Origin of the sequence: Lacinutrix sp. WUR7, from assembly GCF_016864015.1 — a bacterium.
Taxonomy (GTDB): Bacteria; Bacteroidota; Bacteroidia; order Flavobacteriales; family Flavobacteriaceae; genus Oceanihabitans.
The window spans coordinates 2319170-2335268 of sequence record NZ_CP045067.1; the positions used below are offsets into that span (position 1 = coordinate 2319170).

The window sequence follows — 16099 nt, forward strand, 5'->3', positions numbered from 1 at the left end:
TATTTCGTTATCACTTACATATTGATTTATCTTTGATTCTTTAATAAAAAACATAGTCCATGACTAGAAAAAATCTATACATACTTCTATTAGCTATAGCTTGTAGTTTTCCAATATTTGCACAACAATCGGCAATATACACCAGTGATCTTGTAGCCTATCAAAAAGCGTTAAGCTTATATAATAATCAACAATATTTAGCAGCACAATCTTTATTTAATCAAATAAAGAGAACGGCAAAAGCAGATGTTTTAGAAAGTGATTGTGCTTTCTTTATAGCAAATTGTGCCGTGCGATTAAACCAACAAAACGCAGATCAACTAATTGAAAACTTTGTAGCAGATTATCCTACAAGTACCAAACGAAATACTGCTTATGTAGATGTTGCAGATTATTATTTTACCAACGAAAAATATGCACACGCTAAAAAATGGTACGATAAAGTAGATGAAAGCGGATTAGCAAGAACCGAAAAGGAAAGATTCAACTTTAATAATGGTTACGTTGCTTTTGTAACGCAAGATTTTAAAACAGCAAAAGAATATTTGAGTCGTGTAGAAAACTCACAAGAATATGGATCGCAAGCCAAGTATTATATCGGGTTTATGGCATATCAAAGTGATGATTATGATAAGGCAAACGAGTACTTTGATCAAGTTGGTGAAGAAGAAAAATACAAAGAGAAGCTTTCTTACTATCAAGCAGATTTACATTTTAAACTCGGTAAGTTTGAAGAAGCTATAAAACTGGCAAAAGAACAAGTTCCTAATAGTGATGAAACCGAAGTTTCGCAACTCAACAAAATAATTGGTGAAAGCTATTTTAACCTAGAGAAATATCCAGAGGCTATTCCTTTTTTATCTAAATATGAAGGGACTCGAGGTAAGTGGAATAACACCGATTATTACCAGCTTGGCTATGCATACTACAAACAAAAAGAGTATCAGAAAGCCATCAACGAGTTCAATAAAATTGTTGGAGGAAATAATAGCGTAGCACAAAATGCCTACTATCATTTAGGGGAAAGCTATGTGAATCTAGACAAAAAACAAGAGGCTTTAAATGCGTTTCGTAATGCTTCAGAAATGGATTACGACTTAAAAATTCAAGAGGATGCATGGTTAAATTATGCGAAGATTAGTTACGAAATAGGAAATCCGTACCAATCTGTTCCGCAAGTATTATCTACTTATTTAGATACATATCCAGAAACAGCATACAAAAGCGAAATAGAAACCTTGCTAATCGATTCGTATATCACTTCTAAAAACTACAAGGAAGCCTTAAAGTTATTAGAAGGTAAAAAGAGTTTTGAAAATAAAGTAGCGTACCAAAAGGTGACTTTTTATAGAGGAATTGAATTGTACAATGAAAGCAAATACCAGGAAGCTTTAAAACTTTTTAATACGTCTTTAAAAGAACCACAAGACGCTAAATATACTGCAAGAGCAACTTTTTGGAAAGCAGAAACCGATTACAATCTTTCTAATTTTGAAGATGCTTTAGTTGGTTTTAAACAATTTGAACAACAAACCTCTGCAACAGAAACGCCAGAAATTACCAACTTAGATTACAATATTGCATACACCTATTTTAAACAGAAAAATTATACGCAAGCAACACAATATTTCAATCAATTTATAAGTAAAAGAAAAGAGGATAAAGTAAGATTGAATGATGCATATCTTCGTTTGGCAGATGGTTATTTTGTTTCTAGTCAGTATAACGAAGCCATTCAAGCTTATGACGAAGCAATTAAAATAGGAAAAATCGAATCCGATTACGCATTTTTTCAAAAAGCATTAAGTATTGGTTATGCCGGAAATGCTTCCCAAAAGATTACGCAATTAGAAACGTTTATAAATACGTATGAAGCTTCTAAATTACGCGATGATGCAATTTATGAGCTTGGTAATTCCTATGTAAAAGCAGGAAACACAGACAAAGCAATGCAAGCTTATGATCGTTTAAATAGCGAATATTCTCGTAGTCCATTCGTGCCAAAAGCATTACTCCGACAAGGATTAGTTTATTATAATGGAAGCGAAAACCAATCCGCTTTAACCAAATTTAAAAAGGTTGCGGCAGATTTCCCTGGAACTCCAGAAGCAAATCAAGCGGTTGCTACAGCACGTTTAATTTATATCGATTTAGGAAAAGTAGACGAATACGCTTCTTGGGTGAAAACCTTAGATTATATCGAAGTTACTAATGCCGATTTAGATAATACCACCTATGAAGCTGCCGAAAAGAAGTATTTAGATAATGAAACCGATAAAGCAATTAAGCAGTTTAATGGTTACTTACAAGAATTTCCAAACGGATTACATGCTTTACAAGCGCATTTCTATGTCGCACAATTATATTTCAAAAAGGATTTAAAGGAAACCGCTGCACCACATTTTAAATATGTGACCCAAGCTTCGCAAAGTGAATTTACCGAAGAATCTTTGATGCGTTTGGCACAAATTTATACCGAAAGTAAAAATTGGGCCGACGCCATTCCAGTGTTAACTAGGTTAGAAATGGAAGCAAACTTTCCGCAAAATGTAATCTTTGCACAATCTAATTTAATGAAAGCAAATTACGAGTTAGAAAAATATAATGAGGCTGTCGCTTACGCGGAAAAAGTACTATTAAAAAGTAGCTTAGATAATAAAATTAAAAGTGATGCACATGTGATTATTGCACGTTCTGCAATGAAAACAGGAAACGAAGACAGAGCAAAAACGGCCTATGCACAAGTGGAATTAACAGCGACAGGAGAAACCGCAGCAGAAGCGTTGTTTTATAATGGCTATTTTAAAAATAAAGCAGGAAGTTATGAAGCTTCAAATACAGCTATCCAACGTTTAGCAAAAGATTATTCTGGCTATAAATATTACAGCGCAAAAGGATTAGTGGTGATGGCGAAAAATTATTACGCTTTAGACGACGCCTTTCAAGCTACCTACATTTTAGAAAGTGTAATTAAAAATTTTGCAGCCTTTGAAGATGTAGTTGCAGAAGCACAAACCGAATTAAGCAAAATAAAAGAAGAACAAGCAAAGACAAATGCGTCTGTTGTTCCAGAAGATTAAACAAATTCCTGCGAAGGCAGGAATCTTATAATTTAAAAGTTAAAGTTAAAGTTAAATGTCATGCTGAGTAAAGTCGAAGCATTTCCAATAAAAATATAAATATGCGAAAGCAAAAAAATAAAATTCTAGTAATCCTTTTAATGTTAATTACCACATTAGGTTTTTCTCAAGAACGCGAACAAGACACCTTAAATCCAGATGTGATTCAGGTTGTAAAACCATATACGCCTACGGTTTCCGATGCTTTTAAAGTAAAGGAAGTTCCATCTTTAGACGATGAAACAACAGCGACCAAAAAGGAAATTAAATACAATATTTTTTCATTTCCTGTAGCATCTACTTTTACGCCAGCAAAAGGAAAAGCAGCAGTGGTAGATAAAGAAGAACCAGCAAAGTTATATGACAATTATGCAACACTTGCAGCAGGAATGTACACCAGTATTTTAGGTGAAGTATATTTAAATCATGCCATTAGTAGAACCGAAAGTGTAGGTGGTTATATAAGTCATCATTCTTCGCAAGGTGGCATTAACGATCTCCTTTTAGATGATAATTTTTCAAATACAAAAGTGAGTGCAAACTACGCTAGAAACGAACGCGATGTAGCATGGAATATTGAAGGCGGATTTTTACACCAAAAGTACAATTGGTATGGCATACCACAGCCTTTGTATGATGACGCTGCAGCGGAAGCTATTGGAGATGTAGATCATACTTTTTATGGATTTAATCTTGGAGGAAATGTAGCTTTTACAGATTCGTATATTAACGAAGCTAGCGTTTTGTATAGACGATTTGGAGATAATAATAGTTCTGGGGAAAACAGATTTCTGGTAAATACCGACGGGGATTTTACGATGCAAGATTTGGACTTTAATATCGGTTTAAGAATCGATTATTTAGGAGGGAAGTTTGATAGAAACTATTTTACAGAAGAAGCCTTAAAATATGGTAACTTTAATATCGGACTTTCACCAACATACCAATTGATAAAAGAAGATTTAACGCTAGATTTAGGAGTTTCGTTGTTTTATTTAAATGATATAGAATCCGGAAAAAGTAAGTTCTTTATCTATCCAAATATTTCAGCATCGTATAGAATGGTAGATGAAATTTTAATCGCTTATGGTGGAATTCAAGGGGATTTGGTTCAGAATACTTATTATGGTTTTGCACAAGAAAATCCGTTTGTATCTCCAACCTTATTCATTACACCAACCGATCAAAAATATAATGTTTTTGTTGGTTTAAAAGGAAAGATAGCCAATGGCATGAGCTATGATATTAAAGGAAGATATATGGCTGAAGGCGATAAAGCAATGTACAGAAATAATCTAGTTCCTTACGGTTTTGATGCAGATGAAGCATACCAAAACGGAAACGCTTTCGGTATCGTTTATGATGATGTTTCTACCTTTGGTGTTTCCGGAGAGATAAAGGCAGACATCAATAGAAATTTCACCTTAGGAGTCAAAGCAGAATACTTTAGCTATAATGTAGATGAAGAAGCTGAAGCGTGGAATCTTCCAAACTTAAAAGCAAATCTATTTTTAGACTATCAAATAACGAAACAATGGTTTGCAGGAGCAAATCTGTTTTATGTAGGAGAACGAAAAGGATTGACTGGTTTTAATGATGTTCAGAATATCACTTTTCCAGCGTTGTTAAATCCTACGGAAACCATCACCTTAAAAAGCTATTTTGATGCCAATGCACATGTTGGTTATCATTTAAACGATAGATGGTCGGCTTTTGCAAAAGTAAATAATATTGCAAACCAAGAATATAACCGTTGGCAAAACTATCCAGTGCAAGGACTTCAATTTCTTGCAGGAGCAACGTATAAGTTTGATTTTTGACACGTAGTTTCATCCTGAACTGGTTTCAGGATCTCACCAAATAAAACTAAATCACAATCCCAAAGCAATTCCTTCTCTTATTTCAAGGGAAGGTGGATTTGCCTTTTTCTCATAATGCTAAATTCGGAAGGGTTTTTAAAGCAAAGCGTTCTATTTAGAACGCTTTTGTTATTTTTACAAAAACCAATCCCATGAAAAAACTATTTTCCCTTTTAATCCTGCTACTCATCTTCTCCTGTAACAAAGAAGCGCAACAAGTAGATACTATTGTTACCAATGCAAAAATTTACACCGTAAACGCAAACTTTGAAACTGCGGAAGCATTCGCAATTAAAGACGGAAAGTTTTTAGAAGTAGGTAATGCAATCGATATTAAAAAGAAGTTTCAAGCAGATACAATAATCGATGCTAAAGGGCAAACCATTGTTCCTGGTTTAATAGATGCACATTGTCATTTTTACGGATTAGGCTTATATGAGCAACGTGTAAACCTTGTTGGTACCAAAAGTTTTGTCGAAGTAATAAAACGGGTTACCGACTTTCAAGAAAAAAGAAATAGCCCTTTTATTATAGGTCGTGGTTGGGATCAAAACGATTGGGAAGAAAAAGAATATCCAAACAAAGCATTATTAGATAGATTATTTCCAGATACTCCAGTGGCAATAAGCAGAATTGATGGCCACGCTATGTTATGTAATCAAGCAGTTTTAGATCTAGCAAAAATTACCAAAAACACAAAAGTAGAGGGAGGAGAAATTCTAATGGAAAAAGGAAAACTTACAGGTATTCTAATTGATAATCCTATGGGATTAGTAGAAGCCATTTTTCCGGAACCTACAAAACAAGAAAAAATTGCAGCATTATTAGAAGCACAAACTATTTGTACTAATCTAGGATTAACAACGGTTTCAGATGCAGGATTAGATCGAGATGTTATCGAATTGATAGATAGTTTACAAAAGGCTGAAAAACTAAACATTCGAGTATATGCGATGATTAGCAACACCAAAGAAAACCTAGATTATTACCTTCCTAAAGGAAAAATAAAAACCGAAAAACTAAATGTACAATCTGTAAAAGTATATGCCGATGGCGCTTTAGGTTCTCGAGGTGCAGCTTTAAAACAAGAATATACCGATAAGCATAATCATTTTGGAGCAATGGTTATTGGTCTAGAGGATTACAAAAATCTTGCAACAAGAATTGAAAAAGCAGACTATCAAATGAATACGCATGCTATTGGAGATTCTGCAATTCACTTTGTTTTAAATACCTACAATAAAACACTAGAAGGAAAAACAGACAGACGTTGGCGAGTAGAACATGCGCAAGTAATAACAGACAACGATTTTGATTATTTTAAAAACGAAAATATTATTCCTTCCATACAACCAACACACGCTACAAGTGATATGTATTGGGCAGAAGAACGTTTAGGTAAAGAAAGAGTAAAAGGAGCATATGCCTATAAAACGTTATTAAATCAAAGTGGACGCGTTGCTTTGGGAACCGATTTCCCCGTAGAACAGGTTAGTCCGTTTTTAACTTTTTACGCTGCAGTTGCAAGACAAGATGTGGAAGGATATCCAGAGAATGGTTTTAATAAAGAAAACGCATTAACCAGAGAAGAAACCTTAAAAGGAATGACCATTTGGGCAGCGCATGCTAATTTTGAAGAACAAGAAAAAGGAAGCATAGAAGCTGGTAAGTTTGCAGATTTTATTATTTTAGATAAAGATATCATGCAAGTTCCAGAGCGTGAAATTCCTAATATAAAAGTGCAGCAAACTTTTATTGATGGCGTGGCACAATAATTGCTTTCTTTGTAAAAATATTTATTAACTAAGATTACCGCTTTCGCGGAAAGTAAACATGAAAAAAATATATACACTAGTAATCGCCTTAATTGTATCTACAACAACTTTTGCACAAGTAGATGCGTATAGCGAAGACGTAAAACAATGTATTAAGAGCAATGGTACATATGCCTATTATGAAGATGTAGTAGATCAAATGTTTGGTATGTTGCAAGAACAATATGCTTCACAAGAGGTTCCAGAAACGCTTTGGAACGAACTTAAAGGACTTAAAACAGAATCGTTAGAGGAGTTAAGTCAAATGGTAGTTTCTGCGTATCGCGGACATTTTACTCACCAAGATGTAAAAAACATGAATGATTTGTATGCAACGAAAGCAGGACAAAATATGTTTAAAGAAGCAGGGAACCTTACCGAAGGGGATAAAGTAGCTTTAACCGAGTTTTACAGAAGTGATACCGGACAAAAAATTACAGGATCTCAAGATTCTATGAATGCTTCTATGAGCAAAATTTCTGAAATGTGGAGTAGTGGTTTTTACAGAACGATAGTAGGTAAATTAAGCGAAAAAGGATTTAACTTATAATATGAAACAATTTCTATTTTTACTTTTTGTAGGTCTTTTTTCTTGGAATAGCTTTTCGCAAGATCTACCACCTAATCCAGAACCAGGAAAATGTTATATTAGATGTAGAGAGAATGGGAAACACGTTTCATGGCAAGAAATTAATTGTGATTTTAATGATGTTTTTTCAGACCAAAATAAAGTAAAGACACTTCAGATAAAATTAGCAAATTTAAATTATGATGTTGAAGTGTCGGGAGAAGTCAATCTGAAAACCATTGCAGCATATACGCAATACACTAAAGACGAAAAAAAACGTCATCGTAGAGCTAAAAAGAAACGAAAAGAAACGAAAAGAAACTAAAGACTAAGCTTGGCCAAATAATCAAAATGGTCTCCTTCGGTAATTAATTCACATTTTAGCCCAACCGAAGTACAAGCAGTAAGCAAGGTGTTAAAATCTAAATACAACCATTTCATTGGTTTTTCATCCTCTCCTTTATAGCTTAAAAAATAATCGAGTTCGCCATAATAATTGGCAGTAGTATCCATCCAGAATCCACCATCTTCATCTTCGTACATATATTTAATATCACTAGAATCTATTAATATTTGTCCGCCAGAATTTAAAATACTTTTTAAATGCTTCAAATACGTCACCACGTGATTCAGCTCTTGAAATATACCAGTACCATTCATCAGTAATAAGATAGTGTCAAAAGTTTCGGTTTCCTTTAAAAGATCTTTTACTTCGGCTTTAATAACACCTCTCTTTTTACAAACTTCTATAGCTCCTTTAGAAATATCAATAGCTTGTACAGCAATGTTTTTTTCCTGTAAATACAAACTATGACTACCAGCTCCTGATCCAACATCTAAGACCTTTCCTTTAGAAAGTTGTAATGCTTTTTGCTCAAGTTTCGGCATTTCAGAAAAACTTCTAAAAAGATATGGAATAGGTAATTCATCTGCATCACTAATATTAGTAGAAGTAATAATGTCTTCTGTATAGTTTCCGTTTTGGTAATCTAATAAGGCTTTTCCGAATAAATCTTTCATCAAAATTTTATTTTCATTTCCGTGAAAACGGAAATCTTTTTATTTATTGTTATTGTCACACTGAGCGCAGTCGAAGCGAATCTAGGAATCTGTGTTTAATTAATTATTCTGTCATGTTGAGCGCAGTCGAAACATCCTGATTATTTTGCTGTATCACTTCGTTCTAATTAACAAGTTTAATTACTTTTGCTTTATGGAAGAATTTCTAAAACAACTCCCAAAGCTTGCCAAAGATAAGCATAAGGAAAACAAAACCTTTTTTACAAAGCTAAAAAAGAAAGCACCAAAAAATTTAGATTACATCATGCAAGAATTGCATGAAGAAGAATTTGAGCGTACCGATTGTTTAACCTGTGCTAATTGTTGTAAAACTACTGGTCCTTTGTTTACCGATAAAGATGTAGAAAGAGTTGCAAAACATTTTAAGCAAAAACCACAACAGTTTATTGCTAATTATTTGCGTGTAGATGAAGACAATGATTATGTATTGCAGTCTGTACCTTGTACCTTTTTAGGAGCAGATAATTACTGTTCCATTTATGATGTACGACCAAAAGCATGCAGAGAGTTTCCGCATACAGACAGAAAAAAGTTTCAGCAAATTTCTAATCTTACCATGAAGAACGTGGCTATTTGTCCCGCAGCTTTTAATATTGTAGAAGAAATGAAAAAACGAATAAAAGCCTAGTTTTTATAGCGTTAGTTTTGTTTTAAGTTGTTGTAATTACTTGTGTAGAAAATAAGAGCTACGAGAAAAATCGTTTTTACTATCTTTAAAAACAAAACATTTCAAATTTGGAAAACCTTATAAACTACTTTGAAACCATTCCTAGCTTACATAGAAGTCTTATTCTTGTTGGAGGAATTACATTTTTTTGGCTATTAGAAGGTGTTTTACCTCTGTATAAATTAAACTATAAAAAATGGAAACATGCAGTTCCAAATTTATTCTTTACAGGAACAACAATAATTATAAACTTTGCACTCGCTTTTTTGCTACTTCAAAGTGCTGATTGGGTGAAAGCAAACGACTTTGGAATTATTAATTGGTTACCCGAAATGCCGTTAGTTTTATATGTATTTCTAGGTGTATTTTTTCTGGACTTTTTTGGAGCGTATTTAGCGCATTTTGTAGAACATAAAGTGAATGTCTTATGGAAAGTGCATTTGGTACATCATACCGATCATAAAGTAGATGCAACCACAGCAAATAGACATCATCCGTTAGAAAGTATTATCCGTTTTGCTTTTACTTTATGCGGAGTGTTTATCGTTGGTACACCAATTGCAATTGTAATGTTGTATCAGTCACTATCTTTAATCGCTACACAATTCACACATGCTAATATTAAGTTGCCTAGAAAGCTTGATACTGCCTTAAGTTACTTTTTGGTTTCTCCAGATATGCATAAAGTACACCACCATTATGTGTTGCCTTATACCGATTCTAACTACGGGAATATTTTTTCGGTTTGGGATAGACTTTTTGGGACATTCATGACTCTAGATAGAAACAAATTAATCTACGGAGTCGATGTTTTTCCACACGAAGCAGAAAACAGTAGCATTACTAATTTGCTAAAACAACCATTTCAAAAATACAGAAATGCTACCAAGTTAGATGCAAAAGAAAATTAATTATCATTTCTATTTATGAATAGTAAAACTTCACAAATAATAGATATTCAAGGACACAGAGGTTGTAGAGGTTTAATGCCAGAAAACACACTTCCTGCATTTAAAAAAGCGATAGTGTTAGGCGTGCATACCTTAGAGTTGGATGTTGCTATATCTAAAGATAATAAGGTGATTGTCTCACACGAACCTTATATGAATCCGGATATTTGTTTAGATGCTAACGGAAAAGAAATTCCGGAAGGGAATGGTGAAAAGTACAATCTATACCAATTAACATATTTAGAAATTAAAGCTTTCGATTGTGGTACTAAGTTTTATGAAAGATTCCCCAATCAAGAAAAAATACAAACCTATAAACCGTCGCTAGATGAAGTTTTTAGTACTTCTGAAGTATTAAATCCAAATATTAAATATAATATTGAAATTAAAGCGCTTCCCGAATATGATGGTGTTTTCACACCTGAACCAGAAGAATTTGTGAAACTCGTTTTACAAACTATTCAAGAACATCCAGTGTTTAATAGGTGCAATCTTCAATCTTTTGATGTACGAATTCTCGAAGAAATAAAAAAGCAAGCTCCAGAAATGCAAGTGGCTATTTTGGTGGATGCATCCGAAGGGATTCCAGAAAAACTAAAACAGTTAAGCTACAAGCCAGAAATAATAAGTCCGTATTATAAACTGTTAGATAAAGAAACTACAAACTATTATCAAGAACAAGGGTTTAAAGTAATTCCGTGGACCGTGAATACTGCTTCTCAAATGCAAGAAATGATTCGCTTTAATGTAGATGGAATAATTACTGATTTTCCAGATGTATTATTACAAATTTGTCAATAAATATATTAAAATATTAAAGGTGCTGTGTGTATTAATGGGAATGCTTGTTATATTGATTGTTTTGTAAAAAATCGAAAGTGTTTTGTGTTTTTTCTTCCATTTAATGGAAACTAAAGTCTTTTATTTCAGTCGAATAGTATTTCGTCTGTAAAACTTGGTATTCAACGAATATTTCTACTTAAGCCATATATAAGTGTCTTTTTTTTGTAAATTAATATGATCTTTGGACAGAATTTTGATTAATAGCGCTTATCAAATTCAATAAAAATGGTTAAATTAATTCACGTAATGAAAGAGGGGAAAATTACGCTATTATTCTTGTTTATAGCCATGATGACATGTAATGCATCATTTTCTCAAAACAAAGTTTATTCTACAATTGCAAAAAACGTTAATTCTGAAGCTAATAGTTTACAACACAATTTAAATAGAACTGGAGATACACTACATTTAAGTAGTGATTTCAATCTTTATAAAGTGGAGTTTATTGGAACGTATGCATCTAAAGTTTTTGAAATAGAAAGAGGTTTAAAAAGAACAAGCATTCCATTGGCTTCTGTTCCTGTTGGAGAGTACACCATTGCAGCTTTTCAAATAGAAAAAAGCGATGACATTTATCAATACCAAAAAACTATTATTTTTAGAGTTTCTAGACTTTTACCAATTGAAGATCTTAAAACGGAAGAAGAACTAATTGCTGAGGTTGCACCAGAGTTAAAAAGTCCAGAAGAAGAACTTGTTGCTGAGGCTAATCCGGAGTCAGAAAGATTAGAAGAAGAACGAATTGCTGAGATTACTCCAGAACCAGAAATTATAGAAGAAGAACCAATAATAAAAGAGGAGGAAACGGTTGTTGCAGAAATAATTAAAGAATTGCCAGTACAAAAGGAAAAGACAGAAAAACCTAAAAAGGAAATAGTTAAAAAAGGAATAGTTAAAAAAGAAGTTACTCCTAAAGGGAATACTAGGGTTGCTACGCGTACAGCTAAACCTAAAAAGGAACGTGTAGTGGTAGAAAAACTAGTTAACGAGAAAAAGTTAGTTAGTGCTAAACCAGAAAGACAAACTAAAGTTGTAGAAAGAAAAAAACCTAGTTTAGACTCTACAACGTATAAAAGCTACAACCTTACAAATAGAAGAAATGGTAGTTACGCTGTGCAAACTCGTGAACAGTATAGAGCAGAAAACTTGAGACCAAACGGAGAACCTTATAACTAGTTTAAATTAGTCACAGAGCAAATGTTATTTGCGAATATTTAAAGCCTTTAGATTTTTTCTAGAGGCTTTTTACTTATACAATAAATAGGCTTGTCGCATGGCATTATAAGTTGCTAAACCTTTAACCCAAGTTTTCTTAATCTCGTAAGCTGTATGTTGGTTTTCAATTTGTTTTTGTAGTTTTCTAGTTCCAGCTAGCTTGGTAAAGAAGTTGTTGAAAAATGTTTCCTTTTTTTCTGTAGCCTGATACGCTTCAATAATATAGTTAAGGTCTAATCTGCTTAAATACTTACTAGTGCTTAAATCCATACCATAACAGACTTTGTTTTCATGTTTTGGGTACTTAGATCCTTCGTTTGGTTTTGGTGTAAAGGTATAAGTATACGGAAACATTTCAGTGTCTAAAAAAGGACTGCCAAATATTTGAAACTGCTTATCTGTTCCTCTACCAGCACTTACGTTTGTTCCTTCAAAAAAGCATAAGCTAGGATATAAGTTTATAGATTTTGCATTAGGTAAGTTTGGAGAAGGTTTAATTGGTAATTCGTAAACCGTATCGTGTGTGTAATTTTGCATTGCAATTACAGTAATATCACATTGTACACCATGCTCTAACCATTTTTCACCATTAATCATTTTAGCATATTCAGCAATAGTCATTCCGTGCACCACAGGAATAGGATGCATACCAACAAAACTTTTGTGTTCCATTTCTAAAATAGGACCATCAATATAATGCCCATTTGGATTTGGTCTATCTAAAATCAATACTGGAATATTAGCTTCTGCACAAGCTGCCATCACATAATGTAAAGAAGAAATGTAGGTGTAAAAGCGTGCGCCAACATCTTGAATGTCAAAAATAACAAGATCTAAATCCTTAAGCTGTTCTACTGAAGGCTTTTTGTTTTTACCATATAGCGAAACAATTGGTAATCCTGTTTTGGTATCTATACCATCTTTAACTACTTCCCCAGCATCCGCAGTTCCTCGAAAACCATGCTCTGGAGCAAATACTTTTTTTACATCCACTTTTAATGCGATTAAAGAATCTACAAGGTGTGTGTATGTGTCATTGCGAGGAGCTTTTTGCGACGTGGCAATCTCATTCTTGTTACCTTTAAATATCACACTAGTCTGATTGGCAACAATACCAACACGTTTTCCGTTTAGTAAAGGTAAATAGGCTTCGGTTTGATTTGCACCAAGAATTAATTCTTTGCTAATAATCTGCTGTATGCTATCCTGCTGCCCTTGTAGAAGGATCTCGTTTTTAGCCATAACTTCCATATTAGAACTGCTAGCTTCAGATTTTGCCTTACTTCCGCAAGAAATTAATACCAAAACAAATAATAAAACTGTATTTTTGAAAACATTAAATCGCATAATCTAGTTTGAATTTCGAGTTTTTTATAGCTAAACGCATTATTGATAGTAAAGCGTATAAAAGTAGTGTTTCGGCACCAATAATAAAAATTGGAATCGCTGCAATTGCTGTTGGTATCATAGTCATGATGATTGCGGTTGCCACAGGAATTGGTCTGCAACAAAAAATTAGAGATAAAGTTTCGGCTTTTAATGGGCATATTATTATTTCTAATTTCGATAGTAATAACTCGCAAGAAAGCGGAAAACCAATTTCTACCAAACAAGATTTTTATCCTAAGTTTAAAAATATTGACGGCATTAAAAACGTGCAAGCAGTGGCATCCAAATTCGGAATCATTAGAACCGAAACCGATTTTGAAGCCATCATTGTAAAAGGGGTAGGAGCAGATTATGATTGGGATTATTTTCAAGAATTTCTTGTCGAAGGCAGATTACCAGATTATACCAAAGAGAGAAATCAAGACGTGCTAATTTCAGAAGATTTAGCCAAACGCATGCAGTTTTCTTTAAACGATACGTTTACCACTTTCTTTAGAAAAGAAGATCCTAACGCAATGCCAATACCATTGCGATATAATATTGTTGGTATTTACAATTCCGGATTAAAAGAATTTGACGAAACCTATGTTATTGGAGATCTTCGTCATATTCAACGTTTAAACAAATGGGAAGCCGACCAAGTTGGAAGCTTCGAGGTTTTATTAGAAGATTATTCGCAACTAAACGATAAGTACAGAGAAGTCTTTCAAAACACACCATCTTTATTAAACGCAGTAACCGTAGAGCAAAAACACGCTTCTATTTTTGAGTGGATTAGTATTTTCGATAAAAACACTTATGGCATTATCGGTATCATGATTCTCGTTGCAGGAATAAATATGATTACCGCATTACTGGTTTTAATCCTAGAACGCACAAAAATGATAGGTATTTTTAAAGCACTAGGAAGTAACAATTGGAGTATTCGTAAAATGTTTTTATACAATGCAGGCTATATTATTTTAAAAGGATTGTTTTGGGGAAACCTAATAGGACTAACCTTACTATTCGCACAAAAATATGGAAAAATATTCCCGTTAGATCCTGCCGTATATCACGTAAGTGAAGTACCTGTTTATATCAGTTTCGGTTACATTCTAGCATTAAATATTGGAACCTTTATTCTCTGTTTACTCATGCTATTAATTCCGTCTTACATCATCACCAAAATTTCGCCAGTTAAAGCAATTCGTTTCGAGTAGGTTTTTCTTAACAGTCACAGTTTCTAGTCTCAGTCTCAGTCTCAGTCTCAGTGTTCGGTCTTCCATCTAGTTAATCTTTCTCTGTGAAAACTCGGCAATTCTCTGTGTAACTCAGTGAAATGGTTTTTCAAGAATATGCAAGCCAGCAGAAGTTTTTTGATACGTTGGGCGTTTACTACTTCGCTTGAGCTTCGTAGTACCGCGCTTTCACAAGTCGCTCTTTTCAAGGAGCTCCAACAATTGCTCAATCGCTAACGCAAAATAAAAATTCACTTTTCACTTTTAACTATTCCCTTTTAACTATTTTTGCACTTCGAATAAAAGGTTGAATTAAAAAAAAGATTCCCGTTTTTAAGGGAAGAACACATGGAATACGCAAATAACATACTAGAAACTATTGGTAACACACCATTAGTAAAACTAAATAAATTAACAGCAGACTTACCTTGTTTGGTGCTAGCTAAATACGAAACTTTTAATCCAGGAAATTCTGCTAAAGACAGAATGGCTTTAACCATGATTGAAGATGCAGAGGCTGACGGACGTTTAAAACCAGGAGGAACTATTATTGAAGGAACTTCAGGAAATACTGGAATGGGATTAGCACTTGCTGCCATTGTAAAAGGATACAAATGTATTTTTGTAATTAGCGATAAGCAATCTAAAGAAAAAACAGATGTACTTAGAGCACACGGAGCAGAAGTTGTTGTTTGTCCTACAGATGTTGCACCAGAAGATCCAAGATCTTACTATTCGGTTTCTAAACGTTTGGGAGAAGAAACACCAAATTCATGGTATGTAAACCAATATGATAACCCGAGTAACGCAAAAGCACATTACGAAAGTACTGGACCAGAAATCTGGAAACAAACCGATGGAAAGATTACGCATTTTGTGGTTGGAGTAGGAACAGGAGGAACGATTTCAGGAGTTGGAAAATACTTAAAAGAACAAAATCCAGATGTGAAAGTTTGGGGAATTGATACCTACGGATCTGTATTTAAAAAATACCACGAAACAGGAATCTTTGATGAGAAAGAAATCTATCCTTATGTAACCGAAGGTATTGGAGAAGATATCTTACCAAAAAATGTAGACTTTTCTATTATTGATGGATTTACTAAAGTAACCGATAAAGATGCAGCTGTATACACACAAAAACTAGCGTTAGAAGAAGGTATGTTTTTAGGAAATAGTGCAGGAGCAGCAATAAAAGGGCTACTACAATTAAAAGACGAATTTAAAAAAGACGATGTTGTAGTTGTTCTTTTTCATGATCATGGAAGTCGTTACGTTGGTAAAATGTTCAATAACGATTGGATGAAAAAAATGGGTTATATAGAATAGTTCTTTTTTTATTTCCGTAACGGCGGAAATCTCAAGAAACAAAATT

13 protein-coding genes are annotated in these 16099 nt (G+C 33.6%); 11 read left to right on the plus strand and 2 right to left on the minus strand.

Annotated features, from left to right (window positions below; genetic code table 11):
• The first annotated feature begins 59 nt into the window (after window positions 1-59).
• The 5 genes from FG167_RS10120 to FG167_RS10140 all read left to right on the plus strand — a co-directional run bounded on the left by FG167_RS10120 (window position 60) and on the right by FG167_RS10140 (window position 7685).
• Window positions 60-3080: a tetratricopeptide repeat protein gene (locus FG167_RS10120; RefSeq protein ID WP_203458175.1), complete on the plus strand. Its 3021-nt coding sequence runs from the start codon at window positions 60-62 to the stop codon at window positions 3078-3080.
• A 101-nt stretch (window positions 3081-3181) separates the two neighbouring features.
• Window positions 3182-4939 (plus strand): TonB-dependent receptor, encoded by a 1758-nt coding sequence (locus tag FG167_RS10125; RefSeq protein WP_203458176.1) that lies wholly within the window; start codon window positions 3182-3184, stop codon window positions 4937-4939.
• 191 nt (window positions 4940-5130) lie between these two features.
• A complete protein-coding gene (locus tag FG167_RS10130) occupies window positions 5131-6753 on the plus strand; it encodes an amidohydrolase (protein WP_203458177.1) in 1623 nt (540 codons plus the stop codon).
• Between the two features lie 58 nt (window positions 6754-6811).
• The gene (locus FG167_RS10135) at window positions 6812-7342 is read left to right on the plus strand and encodes a DUF2059 domain-containing protein (protein WP_203458178.1); all 531 of its coding nucleotides are present in this window, start codon (window positions 6812-6814) and stop codon (window positions 7340-7342) included.
• A gap of 1 nt (window position 7343) precedes the next feature.
• Complete coding sequence (locus tag FG167_RS10140; RefSeq protein ID WP_203458179.1) at window positions 7344-7685, plus strand: hypothetical protein; 342 nt, start codon at window positions 7344-7346, stop codon at window positions 7683-7685.
• On the opposite strand, the gene FG167_RS10145 is transcribed toward FG167_RS10140, so the two are convergent.
• Window positions 7682-8380, minus strand: a complete 699-nt coding sequence (locus FG167_RS10145; protein ID WP_203458180.1) for a bifunctional 2-polyprenyl-6-hydroxyphenol methylase/3-demethylubiquinol 3-O-methyltransferase UbiG — start codon at window positions 8378-8380, stop codon at window positions 7682-7684. The genes FG167_RS10140 and FG167_RS10145 overlap by 4 nt on opposite strands.
• Window positions 8381-8573: 193 nt before the next feature.
• On the opposite strand from FG167_RS10145, the gene FG167_RS10150 reads away from it, so the two are divergent.
• From FG167_RS10150 to FG167_RS10165, 4 genes are all read left to right on the plus strand, one after another.
• A complete protein-coding gene (locus FG167_RS10150; protein ID WP_203458181.1) occupies window positions 8574-9068 on the plus strand; it encodes a YkgJ family cysteine cluster protein in 495 nt (164 codons plus the stop codon).
• 107 nt (window positions 9069-9175) lie between these two features.
• Window positions 9176-10018 carry a sterol desaturase family protein gene (locus FG167_RS10155; RefSeq protein ID WP_203458182.1) on the plus strand — a complete coding sequence of 281 codons (843 nt, stop codon included), beginning with the start codon at window positions 9176-9178 and terminating at the stop codon, window positions 10016-10018.
• Window positions 10019-10033: 15 nt separating this feature from the next.
• Window positions 10034-10858, plus strand: coding sequence for a glycerophosphodiester phosphodiesterase family protein (locus FG167_RS10160; protein WP_203458183.1), 825 nt, complete (start codon window positions 10034-10036; stop codon window positions 10856-10858).
• Window positions 10859-11125: 267 nt separating this feature from the next.
• Window positions 11126-12076, plus strand: coding sequence for a hypothetical protein (locus FG167_RS10165; protein ID WP_203458184.1), 951 nt, complete (start codon window positions 11126-11128; stop codon window positions 12074-12076).
• A gap of 69 nt (window positions 12077-12145) precedes the next feature.
• Here FG167_RS10165 and FG167_RS10170 read toward each other — a convergent pair whose 3' ends face one another.
• A complete protein-coding gene (locus FG167_RS10170; protein ID WP_203458185.1) occupies window positions 12146-13462 on the minus strand; it encodes an exo-beta-N-acetylmuramidase NamZ domain-containing protein in 1317 nt (438 codons plus the stop codon).
• An 8-nt stretch (window positions 13463-13470) separates the two neighbouring features.
• Here FG167_RS10170 and FG167_RS10175 point away from each other — a divergent pair, with 8 nt between their 5' ends.
• Complete coding sequence (locus FG167_RS10175; RefSeq protein WP_203458186.1) at window positions 13471-14706, plus strand: FtsX-like permease family protein; 1236 nt, start codon at window positions 13471-13473, stop codon at window positions 14704-14706.
• A gap of 366 nt (window positions 14707-15072) precedes the next feature.
• Complete coding sequence (locus tag FG167_RS10180; RefSeq protein WP_203458187.1) at window positions 15073-16053, plus strand: PLP-dependent cysteine synthase family protein; 981 nt, start codon at window positions 15073-15075, stop codon at window positions 16051-16053.
• Window positions 16054-16099: the final 46 nt, after the last annotated feature.